Consider the following 18,295-nt stretch of genomic DNA (forward strand, 5'->3'; position numbering starts at 1 on the left):
AACTTGGACTGATATGGCGTCATTGCGACGGTAAAGAAATGTATATCCAGCTAACTGCTATCAACAAAATATATTATCCAGTTTATGTGTTGTAGTCAGTATCATCCGTGATTACACCACTTATTAAGCACAGCGTTTATCTCTACATCATTATTAAAGCTACTTCCATCGATGATAAAATTCACGGCTTACATTCCAAACTGAGAGTTAGATCACTGGCGAAAAGTTGATCCGGATCGACTATCACTTTCAATACCTCTTCAGAGGTATTCACACACTATTTATGCGGTCTACACTCGCCAACATTAAAGCCTATTCATCCCTATCCAGCGTGTTATCTACCCGTTTGATATATCAGTAAGCTGAACCTTAGCGCAAAAGAGTGAGGAAAGATTATGAGCATAAATCGCCGCGAGTTTCTCAAGGCTAACGCAGCAGTTGCCGCTGCGACCGCCGTTGGCATAACGCTTCCCATTAAAATGGTTGAAGCTGCAGAGCAACCCGACAATATCAAATGGGATAAAGCTCCGTGCCGCTTTTGTGGTGTTGGCTGTAGTGTGTTAGTCGGTACTAAAGCGGGTAAAGTCATTGCCACTAAGGGCGATCCAGAAAGCCCAGTCAACCGTGGTCTTAACTGTATCAAAGGGTATTTTTTATCAAAAATTATGTATGGCAAAGATAGATTAACCACGCCATTACTACGGATGAAAGACGGTAAATACCATAAAGAAGGCGCGTTTACTCCTGTGAGCTGGGATATAGCCTTCGATACCATGGCCACTAAATGGAAACACAGTATCGCCACCAAAGGACCCACTTCTGTGGGTATGTTTGGCTCTGGTCAGTGGACAATTTGGGAAGGTTATGCCGCCTCTAAACTCCACAAAGCAGGCTTTCTCACTAACAATATCGACCCCAATGCGCGCCACTGTATGGCATCTGCCGTGGGTGGTTTTATGCGTACCTTCGGTATTGACGAGCCCATGGGTTGTTATGATGATTTAGAAGCTGCTGACCAGTTTGTACTCTGGGGCGCGAACATGGCCGAAATGCATCCTATCCTGTGGGCGCGTATCACAGATAGACGTTTAAGCAGCCCTACGTCGCGTGTGCATGTACTGTCTACCTTCGAGAATCGCAGCTTCGACTTAGCCGATAACCCTATGGTTTTTCGACCACAATCGGACTTAGTGATCCTCAATTTTATCGCCAATTACATCATTCAAAACAATGCAGTCAATACTGACTTCGTTACTAAGCATACTAACTTTGCCTTAGGCGACACCGATATTGGTTATGGCCTACGCCGAGAACACCCACTCGAACAAAAAGCAAAAAATCCTGGTAGTGGCAAATCTAAGCCGATTAGTTTTGATGAGTATGCCAAATTTGTTAGCACCTATACGCTAGAATATGCGGCTCAGATGAGTGGTGTTGAACCTGAAAAACTGCAAACCTTAGCAAAAGCCTATGCCGATCCTAACGTTAAAGTCATGAGTCTGTGGACCATGGGCATCAACCAACATGTTCGTGGCGTATGGGCGAACAACATGCTCTACAACATCCACTTACTCACAGGTAAAATTGCCACTCCAGGTAACAGCCCATTTTCATTAACGGGGCAACCATCAGCCTGCGGCACCGCCCGTGAAGTCGGTACTTTCTCACATCGTTTACCCGCAGACATGGAAGTGACTAACGAGAAACATCGCGCTATCACTGAAAAAATATGGCAACTACCTGAGGGCACCATTCCGCCTAAGCCAGGTTTCCACGCTGTGCAACAGAGTCGAATGCTCAAAGACGGCAAACTCAACTGCTACTGGACCATGTGTACCAATAACATGCAGGCGGGCGCTAATATCAACGAAGAGATTTATCCGGGCTTCCGTAATCCAGAAAACTTTATCGTGGTTTCAGATCCTTATCCCACCATCACCGCTATGGCGGCAGACTTAATTTTACCCACCTCAATGTGGGTTGAAAAAGAAGGCGCCTATGGTAATGCCGAGCGCCGTACCCATATGTGGCACCAACAGGTTAAAGCCCCCGAAGGCGCGACCTCAGATTTGTGGCAATTAGTCGAGTTTTCCAAACGCTTTAAAGTGTCCGAAGTCTGGCCTGCCGAGCTCATTGCTAAGCAACCTGAATACGCGGATAAAACCCTTTATGAAGTGTTATTCGCCAATGGTGTGATTGACAAGTTCCCCACCTCTGATTGCAAAGCTGAGCTCAACGATGAGAGTGAACACTTTGGTTTTTATCTGCAAAAGGGTATTTTCGAAGAATATGCCTCCTTTGGCCGCGGCCATGGCCATGACTTAGCCGATTTTGACCTTTACCACGAAACCCGTGGCCTACGCTGGCCAGTGGTTAATGGCAAAGAAACCCTGCGCCGTTTTGTGGAAGGAAGCGATCCTTATGTTAAAGCCGGTGAAGGCTTTAAGTTTTATGGCAAACCCGATGGTAAAGCGGTGATCTTCGCCCTACCCTACGAGCCTGCCGCCGAAGAGCCGAATGAAGAATACGATCTATGGATGTCGACTGGCCGGGTGTTAGAACACTGGCACACAGGTTCAATGACAGCTCGCGTACCCGAGCTTTATCGCGCCTATCCTGATGCACAGATATTTATGCACCCAGAAGATGCCAAAGCTCGCGGCCTGCAACGCGGTGACGAAGTCGTTGTAGCATCGCCACGCGGTGAAATTAAAACGCGCGTTGAAACCAAAGGCCGTAATAAACCACCACGCGGCGTGGTATTTATGCCTTTCTTCGATGCGCGCCAGTTAGTCAACAAACTGATATTGGATGCGACCGATCCCCTGTCAAAAGAAACTGACTTTAAAAAATGCCCAGTGAAAGTCTTCAAGGCGGAGAATAACCAATGAGAAAAATACTCACCTTAACTGCGTTACTCGTCGCCATTACCGGCTGTTCAGGTCAGCAAACCGACACCAACGTAGCACCCGTTAATATTCAATCCCTCGCAGGAAACATGGCGATCACCGACATTCGCCCAGCCGATGCTATGGCGGTTTACCCTAGTCGCGGCTCCGCCATTGAGCGCAGCTTTAGCGAGCAACCACCGCTCATTCCGCACAAGGATGATTACAAGATCACCTTAGATAAAAATGGCTGTTTAAACTGTCATAGCTGGGATAAAGCCAAACGCATGAAAGCCACACCAGTCGCAAAATCCCATGTGATTGATGATAAAGGCACGGTTAACGGGCATAACTATGCCTGTACTCAATGCCACGTCGCTCAAGCTGAAAATAAGCAACCGCTGGTAGAGAATCAGTTCTCCACCCAATAAATCACTTTCCCCTGCAAAGCAAAGCCACCCAAATTAATCTGGGTGGCTTTCTCTATTTACCCCCCTATTAAAGTAGCTACTTAGCAGTACGCAAGTCAGTGTTCGAGTAAATAAAATCAAAGATAGATATAGCTAATTTTATTGCTGGTTAAAAAACGCTGGCACTATATTGCTGAGTGATAATTATCGAGAAGGGAAGATTATGTGGGGTTTTAAAAGACGAAGTCAGCACTATGAGGAATAAAAAATACACTTTAAATTGAAAGCAGAAAAATAAAACCCAGCCTAGGCTGGGTTGACTTGTTGTTTTGCTTTATGCAAAACACTCACCGGAGCCGCTTTAATGACTTGCGCCACTTTTGCTGTTTGCACCTCTTTTGCCACAGGCATAGCTGCCTGCCACAAAGCACTCACCCATAAACTTGAAGTGGATTTCATCGGTATTCCCCTGTTTTGTTAACAAGGTCAAAGTAATACTTGAGCCATGATTAGTAAAATGAATAAACTCCATAATATGGATTCCATTTAAGCATGAATATTCCAATCAAGACCTTACAGTGTTTTCTAACCTTAGTGGAAACCGAAAACTTTACCCGCGCCGCGCAAAAATGTTTTATTACCCAGCCCACACTGAGCAAAATGATCCAAAGGCTGGAAGAAAGTCTAGGCGAAACCTTGCTCATCCGTAATAACCAGAAGGTAGTGTTAACTCAAGCAGGGCAGCTATTTGAACACAGTGCACGGGAAATTCTAGGCCAATGGCATAGACTACAGGAGGACATGAGCAACCTCAGCGGTCTAAAATCGGGGCGATTACGCTTAGGTGTGTGCCCCATGATGAGTAGTCTTATCATTGGGTTACTCACGAGCTATCGTAAGCGTTATCCTGGAGTTGAGCTGCAAATGTATGAGTACGGTGGATTTGGCTGCGAACAAGCCCTGCTCAACAACAGTCTCGATATCGCCTTTACCGCGCTACCAACAACCCATGAAGCGCAGCTCGTCAATCAACCACTGACTAAGTATCCTTTGCTTGCTTGTGTGCCTGAGGGGCATCCCTTAGCCGAGAGAGACCACTTAAATTGGCAGGACTTTGAACCCTATCCTTTCATTCTCTATAACGAAGATTTTTCCCTCGCTAAACTAATTAACCGCCTCAGCCGCAAAGCAGGTGTTCAGCTCAATATCGCCTTTCGCAGTGGCCAATGGGATTTTCTTGCCGCTATGGTTGAAGCAGACATGGGTGTCGCCATTTTACCTGAGCCTATTTGTAACCGATTAAGCGCCAGTAAATTAATTTTTAAACCGATGCACCCCGCCATGACATGGGATCTCGCGCTTATTTGGCGGCAAAATTTACCCTTGACCCCTGCGGCTAATGCTTTACTGGAATTGAGCAAACAAAAAATTGAGCGCTGAGAAGTCGCACCACAACAGGCGTTATGATAAACAGGGTCAAGGTTGAACTTGGTCATTAGTCGTAAACGATTTAGCGGAATGTCATCCATAAAAAAACCGCTGTTAGCCTAAGGGCCAACAGCGGTTTTTATTAGCTAATTAAATCAGCTAATAGGAGGCAAGAATTACTTCTTAGCTTCAGCAGCCTTACGTTCTTTAACCTGAGTTACAACTTTCTCAGATACGCTAGCTGGACATTGGCTGTAGTGTGAGAACTCCATAGAGAACTGACCACGACCAGAAGTCATTGTACGCAGTGTACCGATATAACCGAACATTTCTGATAACGGTACGTCAGCTTTAACACGAACACCCGTTACACCAGCAACTTGGTCTTTGATCATGCCACGACGACGGTTTAAGTCACCGATTACGTCACCTACGTTGTCATCTGGGCTGAACACGTCAACTTTCATGATTGGCTCAAGAAGTTGTGGTTTAGCTTTAGGTATTGACTGACGGAAAGCGCCTTTAGCAGCGATTTCGAACGCGATAGCTGATGAGTCAACTGCGTGGAAAGCACCGTCAGTTAATTCGAACTCAACGTCTAACACAGGGAAGCCAGCGATAGTACCTGTGCTCATCATGCTCGCGAAACCTTTCTCAACTGCTGGCCAGAATTCCTTCGGAACGCTACCACCAACAACTGTAGATTTGAACACAAAACCAGTGTTTGCTTCACCTGGACGGATGATATATTCGATTTTACCGAACTGACCAGAACCACCAGATTGTTTCTTGTGTGTGTATTGATCTTCAACCATTTGAGTAATGGTTTCACGGTAAGCAACTTGTGGCTCACCTACAATCAACTCAACACCATAAGTACGACGTAAAATGTCTACTTTGATATCTAAGTGAAGTTCGCCCATACCTTTAAGGATGGTTTCACCTGAATCTTCGTCAGTTTCTACGCGGAATGATGGATCTTCAGCGATCATCTTACCGATAGCCACACCCATTTTCTCACTGCCGCCTTTATCTTTTGGCGCAACAGCGATAGAGATTACTGGCTCAGGGAACACCATAGCCTCAAGAGTACATGGGTGTTTGATATCACATAAAGTGTGACCAGTTTGAACGTTCTTCATACCCACGATAGCGATAATGTCGCCAGCTTGAGCAGATTCAATTTCGATACGGTCGTCAGCATGCATTTCGCACATACGGCCGATACGTTCAGTTTTACCCGTTGCGCTGTTCAGGATGGTGTCACCCTTCTTCAAACGGCCAGAGTATAAACGTACGAAAGTCAGGGCACCGAAACGGTCATCCATGATTTTAAACGCTAACGCTTTCAATGGTAAATCAGCAGAAACAATAGCAAACTCGCCAGTTTCATTACCTTCTTCGTCAGTCAGCGGCTGTGGATCAACTTCTTCTGGTGATGGCAAGTAATCAACAACTGCATCAAGAATAAGTTGCATACCTTTGTTTTTAAAGGCAGAACCACAGTATGTTGGGAACAAAGCCATAGTACGTGTACCAATACGGATACAACGCTTAATGTCTTCAATAGATGGCTCTTCGCCTTCCATGTAAGCTTCCATGATTGCATCGTCTTGCTCAACAGCAGTTTCGATTAACATTTCACGGTATTCTTCAACCATATCAACCATGTCAGCAGGGACATCTTGAATGCTGAAGTTTTCTGGAAGACCTGAGTCATCCCATACGTAAGCTTGACGAGTTAATAGATCAACAACACCTACAAATTGATCTTCTGAACCGATTGGCAGAACCATAACCAATGGGTTTGCAGCTAATACGTCTTTAGTTTGCTTAACAACACGCAAGAAGTCAGCACCGATACGGTCTAACTTGTTTACGAAGATGATACGAGCAACTTCTGAGTCGTTCGCATAGCGCCAGTTAGTTTCTGACTGAGGTTCTACACCGCCGCTACCGCAGAATACACCGATACCGCCATCAAGCACTTTCAGAGAACGGTAAACTTCAACGGTGAAGTCAACGTGTCCTGGTGTATCGATAACGTTGAAACGGTGGTCTTTCCAGAAGCAGCTTACAGCAGCAGACTGAATGGTAATACCGCGCTCAGCTTCCTGTACCATGAAGTCAGTTGTAGATTCACCATCGTGAGTCTCACCGGCTTTATGAATTCGGCCTGTTAGCTTAAGGATACGCTCGGTGGTCGTGGTTTTACCCGCGTCAACGTGAGCGAAGATACCAATGTTTCTGTATTTGGATAATTCGGTCATGATTCAACTTTAAATGAGTAGTTTAAGGAGTAGACGGAGTATGCGACAAACACCGACACACCGCACATCAGATTATTTAGGCGCATATTGTAAATTGGAACCCTGCTCGGCGCAAATGGCTAGAGTACTTTTTCACGACAAAGTCACGTAATAATTTAGCAAAATGCCCGTAAACATAAGTTAAAACAAATAAGTAAAACACTTCAGCTTATTTTTTAACCTTAAAATAAAAGCCATTAAAAAAGCCTGACATGCGTTAATAATGACATTTTTTAACGGCTTCCAACGGTAATACGTTAAAAAATATCGTCATAAGCACTATAGACTAACAATAAAACGGCAAGTAAGCGGCTTAGATAACCGCGCTTAATACCTCAAAATCACCTCCCTTAATCCGCACTAAACTAGTGCTTGTTTGTTAATAAATAATCGGCCTGCATACTTTTAAACTTGGCATTCAAATTCTGCGCTTATAGCCTTATAAACGTATTATACCAATCGTATTAAATATCTGTTCATTCAGCGGGAGTTCAACGCGCTTTAGACAAGGCGAAGGATTGAAGACATAGTGGTGCTCTGTCGAAAGCCTTAAACGCAGTATAAAGCGCTTTGAAACCCGCCCTTTGGGAGCCTCACAGGTATCCCACTCCCGTGTTGCATTGACTTAAAAGGGAATAACCATTTCTACGCCAATACGCCTCGGATTGAAATACCTGTGAGGCTCTGAACTGATTAGATATTTAATGTGATTGGTATTAAACTTAAGGGTCACGTTTATCAGATTTATGTAAAAAAATACCCGCCATTGGCGGGTATCTTCAAACTCATCTGTCTCATTAACCGCTAAGGTTTACTCTTCGACGGGTGATACTACGAACAGTAAGTCACCTTGCGACACTTGCTGACCATTACTGTTCAGGATGCGCTCAATACGATACTTTTTGTCTTCAGGGTACAAGATTGCACTCTGACGATTAAAGCCGGCTAAGGTCACTTGCGAGAACATTTTCATCGCTTCTGTCAGTGCAAGCGTTTGATCGACAGTAACTATATCACCTTCTTTAACGAAGTCAGGTTCACCCGGGGCAGAAGAGGTATAGAAAATACCAGCGCCTTGGGCTAATACTTTCAGCTCGTTACTTTCACCTACACGCAGCGACTCAGTATCGACTTCGACTGTTTCAGCAGCAGCTTCCATTTCAGCGATCAACGCAGGAATGTCTAGCTCGGCCATTAAGCGTGGCAGATAGTTAGTGTCGTAAACACCTTCGTTGAAGGTACCATCTTTCAGAATAAGCTTAAGTAACGGAATGTTAGTGGCGATACCTTTTAGCACTACGCTGTTTAAGTATTCATACAGCTTGTTAATCACATCCTCACGGTTTTCACCGCGCATGATGATTTGCGCAATCAAGCTATCGTAGTATGGCGACACTTCTTTACCTGGCGCAGCAATCGAAATGATTTCCACATCAGGATGGTCAGGGAACACGCACTCAGTGATCTTGCCAGGATTAGGAATAAGTTGCAGTATGCCATGGCTATCGAGCGCCGCTTTCTCAGCCGTCACACGAACTTCCATCGCATAACCAATATCTTTTGGCTCTAACGCTTCAATCGAACGGCCAGCAGCAATATCAAACTGGGCGCTAACGATATCGATACCTGAAGTTGCTTCAGTGACTGGATGCTCAACCTGTAAACGAGTATTCATTTCCATGAAGTAAACTTCATTGGCATCTAAGTTATAGATAAACTCAACAGTACCCGCGCCCATGTAGTCAGTCGCATCACCTAAAGCACGGGTATAATCCAACACCCGCTTTTTAAGCTCATCTGGCAACATAGTTGAACCAGACTCTTCAACCACTTTTTGGTTATTACGTTGCACTGAGCAGTCACGAATACCCAATACCTTGGTATTACCAAACTTATCACGCAGTAATTGCACTTCGATGTGACGTAAAGATGTCACATATTTTTCTAGGTATAAGTCACCGTTACCGAAAGCAGCGGCCGCTTCTGTCGCCGTTTTTTGGAATAAACCAATCATGTCTTCAGGACGCTTCACAACCTGAATACCTTTACCACCACCACCTTGTACCGCTTTAAGCAATACTGGATAGCCGATTTCAGTTGCAACATTCACCGCTTGTTCAGCATTGGTCAAAATACCGTGCGAACCAGGGACAACAGGGACATTTTGCGCTTGTGATGTCTTAATCGCATTCGACTTGTTACCCATAGTCGTCATTGAATGCACACTTGGGCCAACAAAGTTAACGCCGTTATTCACACACAATGCCGCAAACTGAGGGCTTTCAGATAAGAAACCAATACCTGGATGCAAGGCATCAACTTGCTCGTAATCTGCCACTCTTAATACTGAATAAGCGTTTAAGTAACTTTCATCCGAGGTGTTACCCCCTAAACAAACTAACTTATCAGTGTCTTTTAGCATATCTGCAGGTACAGATGTCATATCAGGATCAGACGCGACTAATACCACATTGATATTATTGTCGTGAGCCTTACGGATCAGTTTCACTGCAGTACAACCACGGGCATGAATCAATACTTTATTAATGGGTTTCATTAACTTACGTGGATCGTTCTGTATGACCACTTCTTCTTCAACGGCCGCTTCAACCACTAAGGTAGACAGTGCATTGATAATCACGTCGTTAATTTTAACCGTTGGCATTGGCATCAGAGGATCGATACCTGCCAGCTGGCTATCTAAAGTGTCGCTAAATGGGTTATGCACTAAGCTCGCCATTGCGCCAGGTACTTTTGACAGATAGTTCGACAGCGTGGCTGTAGATGGTAGGTAAGCTGGTACCACCATTTGACCCGCGAACGGCATGTTAGTACCTGACAAGTAATAGGTTTGCACTAATGGGTGAGTCACAAAGCTCGCCTGTGCACCACCGGTACAGTCACCAAAACCAAACATCAGTACAGGCAATTCGTTATCACGAATAAAGCGCGTAATACGGTCGTTCACAACAGCCATAGAGAACAGTGCCGCAGCACCTTCTTTAGTCTGCATACCACCCGAGCTGATAAAACACACCACAGGTAATTTATGCTTAGCACACTCGATCAGTAATGCTGAGAATTTCTCGGCACTGGCCATATCAAATGCACCCGCTTGGAATGCCGTGTTAGACACAGCAACACCTACACGGACTTTTTGACCTTTTTCTTTAAAGTTGGCTATCCCCGTAATCAAACCACAAGGACGAATACCTTTATCTAAAGCATCTTCAATCGATAAACGGAAACCAGGGAAGTTGAGCAAGTTCGCCGACATCTTGTCGCCATTGATCTCTTCAAAATGGGTAAAGAACTGCTTAACCACATTTTCCCATGTCATGTTGCCTTTACGTTTTTCGTCACGCAGCACTTTTTGGATTAACAGATCTTGATAACCCATGGTCAAGCGGTTCCAGAAGTCTTTACGACGACCGATACGCACAGGGTTAATTGCGCCAGTATATTTACTGGTATCGCTCTCGCTATCAAAATACTCAGGCAGTAAACGTTCAAAGAAGTAAGTCAGCACCACGAACAAACTGTCGTTAAGCTGCGGGAAACCCACGCTCTTCCACTGTTCTACACGCACCAATAAATCGGCACGGTTCGATTGTCCCATGAAGTACTTGAGCCATTTATAAAACTTAGTTTTGTCGTTCGAGGTATCTTGCGTCGACATTGCATGGTCGATTGACTTGTGCAGTAAGTTGTTCACTGAGTTACGTGACAAACTTTTAGACATCATGGCTTCTTTAGCGATTGACGCTAAACTGCCAACAACGTTGTCGTACAGGGCGTTGAAAATGAGAATGTTATGACATTGCCAAATAAAATCTTCGCGCAGCTCTTCATTCACCACCACATCGAGCACAGTCAGTTGATTTAGCTCAGGCCATTTAGCTTGAGTTACTGACTTTGGCAGACTTTCTAAGTGCTGAATTAGCCCTTTGAAGTTGTTGGCCGCGTTGCTCTTCCAACGGTGGTATAAAGACCAGCTAATGTTGAATAGCAGCGCTTTACGTGCTTTTTTATAGTTCTCTTTTGGTTCACCCAAAATCAAACGAGTCAGCATGTTACGTTCAGTAGACACTTCATCACGCTTAGCGACAAAGGTAGTCCACAGTTTATTTAAATCTTCGTCATAAACCAGTTTATCTGGGTTAGATAACCAAGCTTGGAACACACGATCTTGCTCTTGCTGAATACGCGCCAACAAGTCACCTTCTGGCACGCTAGCACGCGACAGACGACCGTATTGCTCTTGCGAAATAGAATGGATACGGCTACGTAGCGTCAAATAACGTAAATAACGGTAGGCGCTACCAAACAGGTTATGGTGACTGGTCGGGCTGCTTGCCACTGCCAATTCTGCGTTCAGTTCCAAAGCCATCAAGTTTTTAGATGGATTTAGGAAACGGGTCAAGCTGCGGTCATAATGCTCACGTAAATCTTTAGAATCACGCACAAAATTTATTGCAGCACGCTCAACAGCCTCTACGCTGCTAATAATAGCGCGACGCAGATTGTGCTGACGCTCGTCGCGATCGCCCGGTGAAAAGTCGATAATACCGTCGATACAACCTGAGGTATAAAGCTCTTCTGGTGATACACCCACAGATTTTGCACATTCTTGCCAAGATAAGTTGTACTTACGGGCAATACTTTGCATACCTTGCGGTTGAATTGTGTTGAAAATACCATCACGCAGTGACAACAAAATGTTTGCCGCAGCTAATGGAATTGCGCCACCAGAATAACCAGCACCGATAACAATACCGACTGTCGGTACGTCAACGTTGGCACTTTCTGCAATGGCTTTAGAAATTGAATGTGCTTGGTTTTGGCTGTTAGCAATTTCGCCAGCATCCGCGCCTGGTGTGTCAATTAAATAGATAATTGGCATAGATAATTCGGCAAAATGACGAATGGCTTTACAGGCGGCGTAATGATGCTCAGGCATCCAAGCACCGTTAGCGGTAGTGCGTTCTTGGGCGATAAAGCCAATACGACGAGTGCGTGAACCAAAGTTCAGCTCGACCTCAGCACTGTAAAAAGAGCCCAAGTGAGTTTCCGTAATCAAACGACCTTTAAGATCGGCAATGATACGCTTTGCACCAGGACGACCTTTATCTTGGGTCGGCTGGATCACTTTAGCAACGTAACCGTCGACATCTAATAATGCCAAGTCTTTTAAGTTCGCTTGAATGGCATCCTCATTTAAAAGACCTTTAATTTCTTCTGATAAACTCTGTTTGCTGTGCTTAGGAAACAGAGAAAAATCCTTTGCCAAGTGCTCGGCCTGTAAAAAAAGCGGATCGGGCGTTTGGGCTTGAGTCATGTGTTTGGGCTGATTATTGCTGGTCATCAAAAGATCCTCTGCTTAGCCTCTGAAAATTTTTAGCCAATAAATATAACTTTGTTATCCCGTCTAATGCCATTAAACTGCGTAAGACGCTTCGTTCCAAATATGAGACAGTGGGAAAAACATGCCAGATTTAAACGGTATGATGCTATTTGCAGCCGTGGTAAGAGCCAAGGGGTTTTCCCAAGCTGCCCGTGAAACCGGCCACCCAAAATCCACCATTAGTCGCAAAATCGCCCAACTTGAAGAACAACTTGGGGTGCGATTACTGCAACGCGACACCCGTAATTTGAGTCTAACTCAAGTCGGGGCACTGTTTTATCAACACTGTGATTCTATTCGCAATGAGGTAGAAGCAGCCAAGGCTGTTATCGAAAACACTCACGATGATGTATCAGGATCATTACGGATTGCGATCCCTGTGTCATTTAGCCAAGAACTGATTGCTAACCTCTGTAGCGGGTTTATGCGTTTATATCCTAATGTGGAATTAGATGTCCAGTTTACCGATAACGATATTGGGTTAGTCGGAGAAGGATATGACATTGCCATCAAGTATGGTCCACTGCAATCTTCAGACCTCGTCGCCAGATTACTGTTTGAACGCCAACCGATTTTAGTCGCAAGCCCGGGTTATTTAAAACTCAAGGGCACGCCCGCTACGCCAAAAGAACTCAGTCTGCACAGTGGCATTTTATTAGGGACTTCTCGTTCGGCACCCATTTGGCCACTGGGTAAAGGATCGCGTAAAACCATGGCGAACTTTCAGCGTAAAGTACGGGTCAACAGCCCGATAATGGTGAAGCAATTAGCCATAGATGATTTTGGCATCGCCATGTTATCTAATTCAGCCTGTAAAACAGAGCTCGCAAATGGCTTACTCGTGCCAATTCTACAGGAATGGCCGATTGAACCTTTTAAGGTGTACGGGGTTTATTCGAGCAGGCGCCAACTGGCTACCAATATCAGTGTTTTCTTAGATTTTTTCGTCAAACGTTTCAGCAGCCAAGAAAGCCTACAATCCTTGATGGGTTAGTTATCCGCTATGCATCAACAAAGCCTTATTCAAAAACCCAATAAAAAGCCTAGACGGTTATCTAGGCTTTTAGCGTCAAAATTGGTTTTAGGCCAACACACAACTTAAATTAACGCTGTAATCCTTGGGCGATATATCAAACATAGATTAAGGAATGACATGCTCCAGTTTCAAGATTTCCTTAGTGATAATTTGACGTAGTGGCAAGTTATCCACCGCAGGAATATCCATATTCATCGCGAAAAACCATACATTATCATCGAGTTCTACCCAGCCAACCCACCAGCCGATACTCGGCTCAGCTCTAACGGCATAACCAGTTTTTGCGCGGATAATATAATCGCCATTAACTTCAGTGAGCATGGCCTGCTTGACAATTCGTTGGCTGCGCTCTGAGGCATGTATTTTGTTGTGGTATAACTTGCGCAAAAAATTAATTTGCTCAATGGCCGAAATCCGTATAGCGCCATCGAGCCAAAAACTATCTAGATTTCCCGAGGTATCCTCATTACCATAATCAAAAGAGGCGATCATCTTCGACATTCGCGCCTCACCGATTTGGCGGGCAAATTCTTGATATACAGGCACCACTGAATATTTCATCGCGGTAATTAACGTTTGATCCCGATTCCAATTATCGATATCGCGGGTTTGACCATCCCATTTAAAAACTTGATGCTCATCTTTAACGATACCCAAATCGAGTGCGATTAGGCTATTGGGGATTTTAAACGTCGATGCTGGTAAAAAGCCTTGATTGGCGCGTTTAATACTGTTGGTAAATCCCTGCTGCTTGTTTTCGTTCCATAACGCCACCACACCCTGCGTTTTTTGTGGCTGAATTTGTTGCAACTTAGTGGGTTGCACCTGAGTTTGGTACTGAGTAAAAATAGCATCCCAACTACGGGTTTCTTGCCATGCTTTAGCCGTAGTTGATGCAAAAGTCGGTGAACCGAAGAAGGGCGATATGACTAGCACAGCCGATATGACGAACCAACGCATAATATTTCCTTGTAGATAAACCGCTGATAAGAGAAAAACAATCAAGGCTATCACCTCATATTTTGGTTTGTCCTAGCAAACTGCTGAGCAATTGTGGCAAAAAAATGACATTGAGCGGCTAAGATCACTGAGGTTAACTTTCTTCCCCTCTGCTTGTAGTGCATACTTTTTGATACAAACGTCCAGCCGCCACAAAAAGAGACGCCTCATTTCGAGTGTATGAAGCAAAATAACGACAGGAAAACCAATCATGTTAAAGCCAGTATTCTCGCTCATTCTTGTTTGTAGCTTTATCAATACGGCCAGTGCCGTACAACTCCTGGGTAATGTCGAAATTTCGCGCCTATCGGCAGCGGAACAAACGATGAACCAAGTCGTTGGTCGCTATCAAGCTCTAGATGAGGGGTTAACTCAAAAACTAAGCACCAAAAAAAATGAAGTCGATGCCACTCAATTAGCGGCGCGCCAAGGACATAGATTATGGCAACAGGCGGTGCGCGATGTGCAGTCTGGCCATGCTGACGACCGTCCTTTATATTGGGCTCGTCTTGCCATGCTGCATAGCCTTAACACCCCCCACGCCGACTTCAAAATGGCCGATTGGCAACAGGGCATATTAATGAGTGCGGTAGAAAAAGCCTCACGGGGCTTTAGTGATATTCAGTATGGAGATGATGTGCAAATCAAAATATTCCTTACTGGTTTCGATCCTTTCTTCCTTGATAAAGACATTAGCCAAAGCAATCCATCTGGTTTAGTCGCCCTTGCCTTAGATGGTTGGCGTTTTGAGGTTAATGGTAAAATAGCGCAAATCGAGACAGCGATGATCCCAGTACGTTTTGAGGATTTTGATCAAGGCCTTATCGAGTCACTATTTAGTCCAATTTACCGCGACCCTAACACTAAACTGGTGTTCACCGTCAGCATGGGACGCAACGACTTTGATATCGAACGCTTCCCTGCCCGTAATCGAAGTGCGGCCGCCTTTGATAATCAAAACGTTCTCACCGGCGGCACTAAAACCTCACCCGTTGCGCCTAAGCTCAATGGACACGATTTTGTTGGCCCCGAGTTTGTTGAGTTTTCTCTGCCAGTTGCCGCAATGCAAGTTGAAGATGGCCAATGGAAAGTCAACGATAACCGCACTGTCACCACCCTTGCCCACGGCGAGTTTAGTGCCACGTCATTAAGCGAACTGCAAAACGAAACCTCTGTAGAAGGTTCAGGCGGCGGTTATCTTTCTAATGAAATATCCTATCGCGCCATAGTGTTGCAGCAAAAGTTCAATAGCCATGCGAAAGTCGGCCACATTCATACCCCAAGAGTCAAAGGCTATGATGCCGATACCGAACAAGCCATTGTTGAACAAGTTCGCACTATGGTTATGCAAGCCGCTGCGAGTTTATAGCAAGGCTGCACTGGTATACTATTAGACCGTTCGTTATGATGCGAGCGCCTAAACGCTAAAGTTTACTTCCCTTTAGTTGAATGGGTTTTAAATAGGTAAACTGGTAGCACTACTCTTTTACCTTTAACCGATAAGACCTAAGGTTAATCTCATGTTGAAACCTGCTGATTTATTCAATGCCTTACGCCGTGGCGGCAGTAAAGCTCTTGCACCGCAGGTCTCACCGACATTTGCAGCTTTGGGTCAACATCAGCTAGATAGCAAAACGGACAACGCCGCAGCACATTCGCATAGTTTTTCAGGTTCATCGCGCCCACTCTCGTCACTGCAAATCCAAATACTTGAACGAGTCGAAACCTGTTATCAAGAGGCTGAAATAGCGCTTAAACGTACTTTTCTACGCCCCGTTACTCAATTTAGTCTCAGGGGCAAAAGTGCAGGTACGGCGCATTTGCAGCAAAATCGTTTACGATTTAATGCCGTATTACTAAGTGAAAATAGTGAAGCATTTTTAGCAGAAGTCGTGCCGCATGAAATTTGTCATTTACTGTGTTTTCAACTTTTTGGTAAAACCAAACCTCACGGCAAAGAATGGCAATCTTTAATGCTGACTGTATTTAAAGTCAAACCAAACACCACCCACAGTTTCAATACCACTTCGGTTGCCAGTAAAGACGTTGAATATCGTTGTGATTGTGGCCCCATGCGCTTGAGCATCCGCCGCCATAACAAGGTACTACGTGGTGAGAGCCGCTATATTTGCAAACGCTGCAAAGCCCATTTAATCGCAGCATAACAGGCTACAGCATAAAAATTTCACACCTAAGTACAACTCAATTTGCATAAGCAACGGCATTTCCCTTACCATCACGCCATAAAAGACGAGCCAAAGGCTCGCGTAGTATTTGTTATTTTGGGATGAATTTTGAACAAAACTTTTTTAAGTGCTCATTCGCGGCACATTTTGCTGTGCCTATTAACTTGGGTCGCTATCTTATCTACCCCAGTCAAGGCTTCACCATCGCATCCAAGTAGTTTCGGTCAAGCTAAAACCAAGTCACAGGCACTTTATGTTGGTAGTCGCCAAGGTACGCTGCCTGCCGTCAGTTTTTACTGTGGCTGCGATATCCAAATCAAAGGCAAATCCTGGAAGCCCGATTTAGCCAGCTGCGGTTACCAAGTGCGCAAACAACAAACCCGCGCGAATCGTATTGAATGGGAACACGTTGTGCCTGCATGGGAATTTGGTCATCAACTCCAATGTTGGCAAAAAGGTGGTAGAAAAAACTGTGCTGGCAACAACAGAGAATTCAATAAGATGGAAGCTGACATGCACAACCTGGTTCCCACAATTGGTGAAGTGAACGGCGATCGCAGTAACTTCCGTTTTAGCCAATGGAACGGTAAAGCCGATCAATATGGCCAATGCACTATGGTGGTCGACTTTAAGAATCGTCAAGCGCAGCCGCCCGCCAAGGCTCGCGGCAAAATAGCCAGAACCTACTTATATATGCAGCATACTTACGGGCTTAAAATTGCATCTAGCCAATTAAAATTATTTAAGGCATGGGATAAAACCTATCCAGTTGATACTATTGAGTGCAAACGCGATAACGCGATTGCATTAGCCCAGGGCAACCATAATCCCTTTGTGCAAAATGCCTGTAATGCGCCGCCACAGCGTCAACAATTAGCCGAATAAGGTCAACAATGAGAGTCCCAAGAATTTATCAATCTCAGCCATTAATCATCAACCAATCGTTGAACTTAGACGAAGATGGCGCGGCCCATATCGGTAAAGTGTTGCGTATGGGCAACGGCGAACATATCAGCCTATTTAATGGCGATGGCAATGATTATCTTGCTGAAATTATCGATGCGGGCAAAAAATCAGTCACGGTTAACATTATCTCTGTTGAGGCAAACCTCACCGAGTCGCCGCTTAATCTGCATTTAGGCCAAGTGATTTCCCGTGGCGATCGAATGGAATTTACCATTCAAAAATCGGTTGAACTTGGTGTCAATACTATTACGCCGCTGTTTTCAGATCGCTGCGGCGTAAAACTTAATGGCGAACGCCTTGAGAAGAAAATTCAGCAATGGCAGAAAATTGTTGTCAGCGCCTGTGAGCAATCGGGCCGCAGCCATGTGCCAGAAGTACGCCCTGCTATGGATTTACACGATTGGTGCAGTGAGCCAACCTCGGCGCTAAAACTTAATCTACATCCACGCGCCGCACACGGTATCAATGGGTTAGACTTAACCCACACGCGGGTGCGTTTGTTAATTGGTCCTGAGGGCGGTTTGTCGGCAGAAGAAATCGCCATGACAGAAACCCATCACTTTACCGATGTGTTGCTTGGCCCCAGAGTGCTTCGCACCGAAACCGCCTCGCTAACCGCCATTACCGCATTACAACTCAGATTTGGTGATTTAGGCTAAACCACTGCAC

General features: G+C 45.0%; 12 protein-coding genes. 8 read left to right on the plus strand and 4 right to left on the minus strand.

Annotated features, from left to right (window positions below; all coding sequences use genetic code 11):
• Positions 1-395: 395 nt before the first annotated feature.
• Both napA and napB read left to right on the plus strand, forming a co-directional pair.
• On the plus strand, positions 396-2,891 hold the full coding sequence (napA, locus tag L2717_RS06285; protein ID WP_220772415.1) for a nitrate reductase catalytic subunit NapA: 2,496 nt from the start codon (positions 396-398) through the stop codon (positions 2,889-2,891).
• Positions 2,888-3,319: a nitrate reductase cytochrome c-type subunit NapB gene (gene napB, locus L2717_RS06290; protein WP_220772417.1), complete on the plus strand. Its 432-nt coding sequence runs from the start codon at positions 2,888-2,890 to the stop codon at positions 3,317-3,319. The genes napA and napB overlap by 4 nt, the downstream gene beginning before the upstream one ends.
• 285 nt (positions 3,320-3,604) lie before the next feature.
• Here napB and L2717_RS06295 read toward each other — a convergent pair whose 3' ends face one another.
• Positions 3,605-3,757: a hypothetical protein gene (locus L2717_RS06295; protein WP_220772419.1), complete on the minus strand. Its 153-nt coding sequence runs from the start codon at positions 3,755-3,757 to the stop codon at positions 3,605-3,607.
• Positions 3,758-3,850: 93 nt separating this feature from the next.
• Here L2717_RS06295 and L2717_RS06300 point away from each other — a divergent pair, with 93 nt between their 5' ends.
• Entirely contained in the window at positions 3,851-4,738 is an 888-nt protein-coding gene (locus L2717_RS06300; RefSeq protein ID WP_220772421.1) for a LysR family transcriptional regulator, read from the plus strand.
• Between the two features lie 164 nt (positions 4,739-4,902).
• Here the strand turns inward: L2717_RS06300 and fusA are convergent, their stop codons facing one another.
• Positions 4,903-6,996: an elongation factor G gene (gene fusA / locus L2717_RS06305; RefSeq protein WP_220772423.1), complete on the minus strand. Its 2,094-nt coding sequence runs from the start codon at positions 6,994-6,996 to the stop codon at positions 4,903-4,905.
• A gap of 850 nt (positions 6,997-7,846) precedes the next feature.
• Positions 7,847-12,400, minus strand: coding sequence for an ATP-binding protein (locus tag L2717_RS06310; RefSeq protein ID WP_220773330.1), 4,554 nt, complete (start codon positions 12,398-12,400; stop codon positions 7,847-7,849).
• 121 nt (positions 12,401-12,521) lie between these two features.
• Between L2717_RS06310 and L2717_RS06315 the strand changes: the two genes are divergently transcribed.
• On the plus strand, positions 12,522-13,433 hold the full coding sequence (locus L2717_RS06315) for a LysR family transcriptional regulator (RefSeq protein ID WP_220773329.1): 912 nt from the start codon (positions 12,522-12,524) through the stop codon (positions 13,431-13,433).
• Positions 13,434-13,580: 147 nt separating this feature from the next.
• On the opposite strand, the gene blaOXA is transcribed toward L2717_RS06315, so the two are convergent.
• Positions 13,581-14,435 (minus strand): class D beta-lactamase, encoded by an 855-nt coding sequence (gene blaOXA, locus L2717_RS06320; protein ID WP_220773328.1) that lies wholly within the window; start codon positions 14,433-14,435, stop codon positions 13,581-13,583.
• A 250-nt stretch (positions 14,436-14,685) separates the two neighbouring features.
• On the opposite strand from blaOXA, the gene L2717_RS06325 reads away from it, so the two are divergent.
• From L2717_RS06325 to rsmE, 4 genes are all read left to right on the plus strand, one after another.
• A complete protein-coding gene (locus L2717_RS06325; protein ID WP_220773327.1) occupies positions 14,686-15,843 on the plus strand; it encodes a PA0049 C-terminal domain-containing protein in 1,158 nt (385 codons plus the stop codon).
• Positions 15,844-15,994: 151 nt separating this feature from the next.
• Positions 15,995-16,639, plus strand: coding sequence for a SprT family zinc-dependent metalloprotease (locus tag L2717_RS06330; RefSeq protein ID WP_220773326.1), 645 nt, complete (start codon positions 15,995-15,997; stop codon positions 16,637-16,639).
• Positions 16,640-16,768: 129 nt separating this feature from the next.
• Positions 16,769-17,545, plus strand: a complete 777-nt coding sequence (gene endA, locus L2717_RS06335; protein WP_283106023.1) for an endonuclease EndA — start codon at positions 16,769-16,771, stop codon at positions 17,543-17,545.
• Positions 17,546-17,553: 8 nt separating this feature from the next.
• On the plus strand, positions 17,554-18,285 hold the full coding sequence (rsmE, locus tag L2717_RS06340; protein WP_220773325.1) for a 16S rRNA (uracil(1498)-N(3))-methyltransferase: 732 nt from the start codon (positions 17,554-17,556) through the stop codon (positions 18,283-18,285).
• The last annotated feature ends 10 nt before the right edge of the window (positions 18,286-18,295 follow it).

It is taken from the genome of Shewanella glacialipiscicola, assembly GCF_023283485.1.
GTDB classification, from domain to species: domain Bacteria; phylum Pseudomonadota; class Gammaproteobacteria; order Enterobacterales; family Shewanellaceae; genus Shewanella; species Shewanella glacialipiscicola.

Coding starts and splice junctions, on each gene's coding strand:
- L2717_RS06325 (WP_220773327.1), top strand. CDS start 14,686: ATGTTAAAGCCAGTATTCTCGCTCATTCTTGTTTGTAGCTTTATCAAT.
- L2717_RS06310 (WP_220773330.1), bottom strand. CDS start 12,400: ATGACCAGCAATAATCAGCCCAAACACATGACTCAAGCCCAAACGCCC.
- L2717_RS06300 (WP_220772421.1), top strand. CDS start 3,851: ATGAATATTCCAATCAAGACCTTACAGTGTTTTCTAACCTTAGTGGAA.
- rsmE (WP_220773325.1), top strand. CDS start 17,554: ATGAGAGTCCCAAGAATTTATCAATCTCAGCCATTAATCATCAACCAA.
- blaOXA (WP_220773328.1), bottom strand. CDS start 14,435: ATGCGTTGGTTCGTCATATCGGCTGTGCTAGTCATATCGCCCTTCTTC.
- napB (WP_220772417.1), top strand. CDS start 2,888: ATGAGAAAAATACTCACCTTAACTGCGTTACTCGTCGCCATTACCGGC.
- L2717_RS06295 (WP_220772419.1), bottom strand. CDS start 3,757: ATGAAATCCACTTCAAGTTTATGGGTGAGTGCTTTGTGGCAGGCAGCT.
- L2717_RS06315 (WP_220773329.1), top strand. CDS start 12,522: ATGCCAGATTTAAACGGTATGATGCTATTTGCAGCCGTGGTAAGAGCC.
- L2717_RS06330 (WP_220773326.1), top strand. CDS start 15,995: ATGTTGAAACCTGCTGATTTATTCAATGCCTTACGCCGTGGCGGCAGT.
- napA (WP_220772415.1), top strand. CDS start 396: ATGAGCATAAATCGCCGCGAGTTTCTCAAGGCTAACGCAGCAGTTGCC.
- fusA (WP_220772423.1), bottom strand. CDS start 6,996: ATGACCGAATTATCCAAATACAGAAACATTGGTATCTTCGCTCACGTT.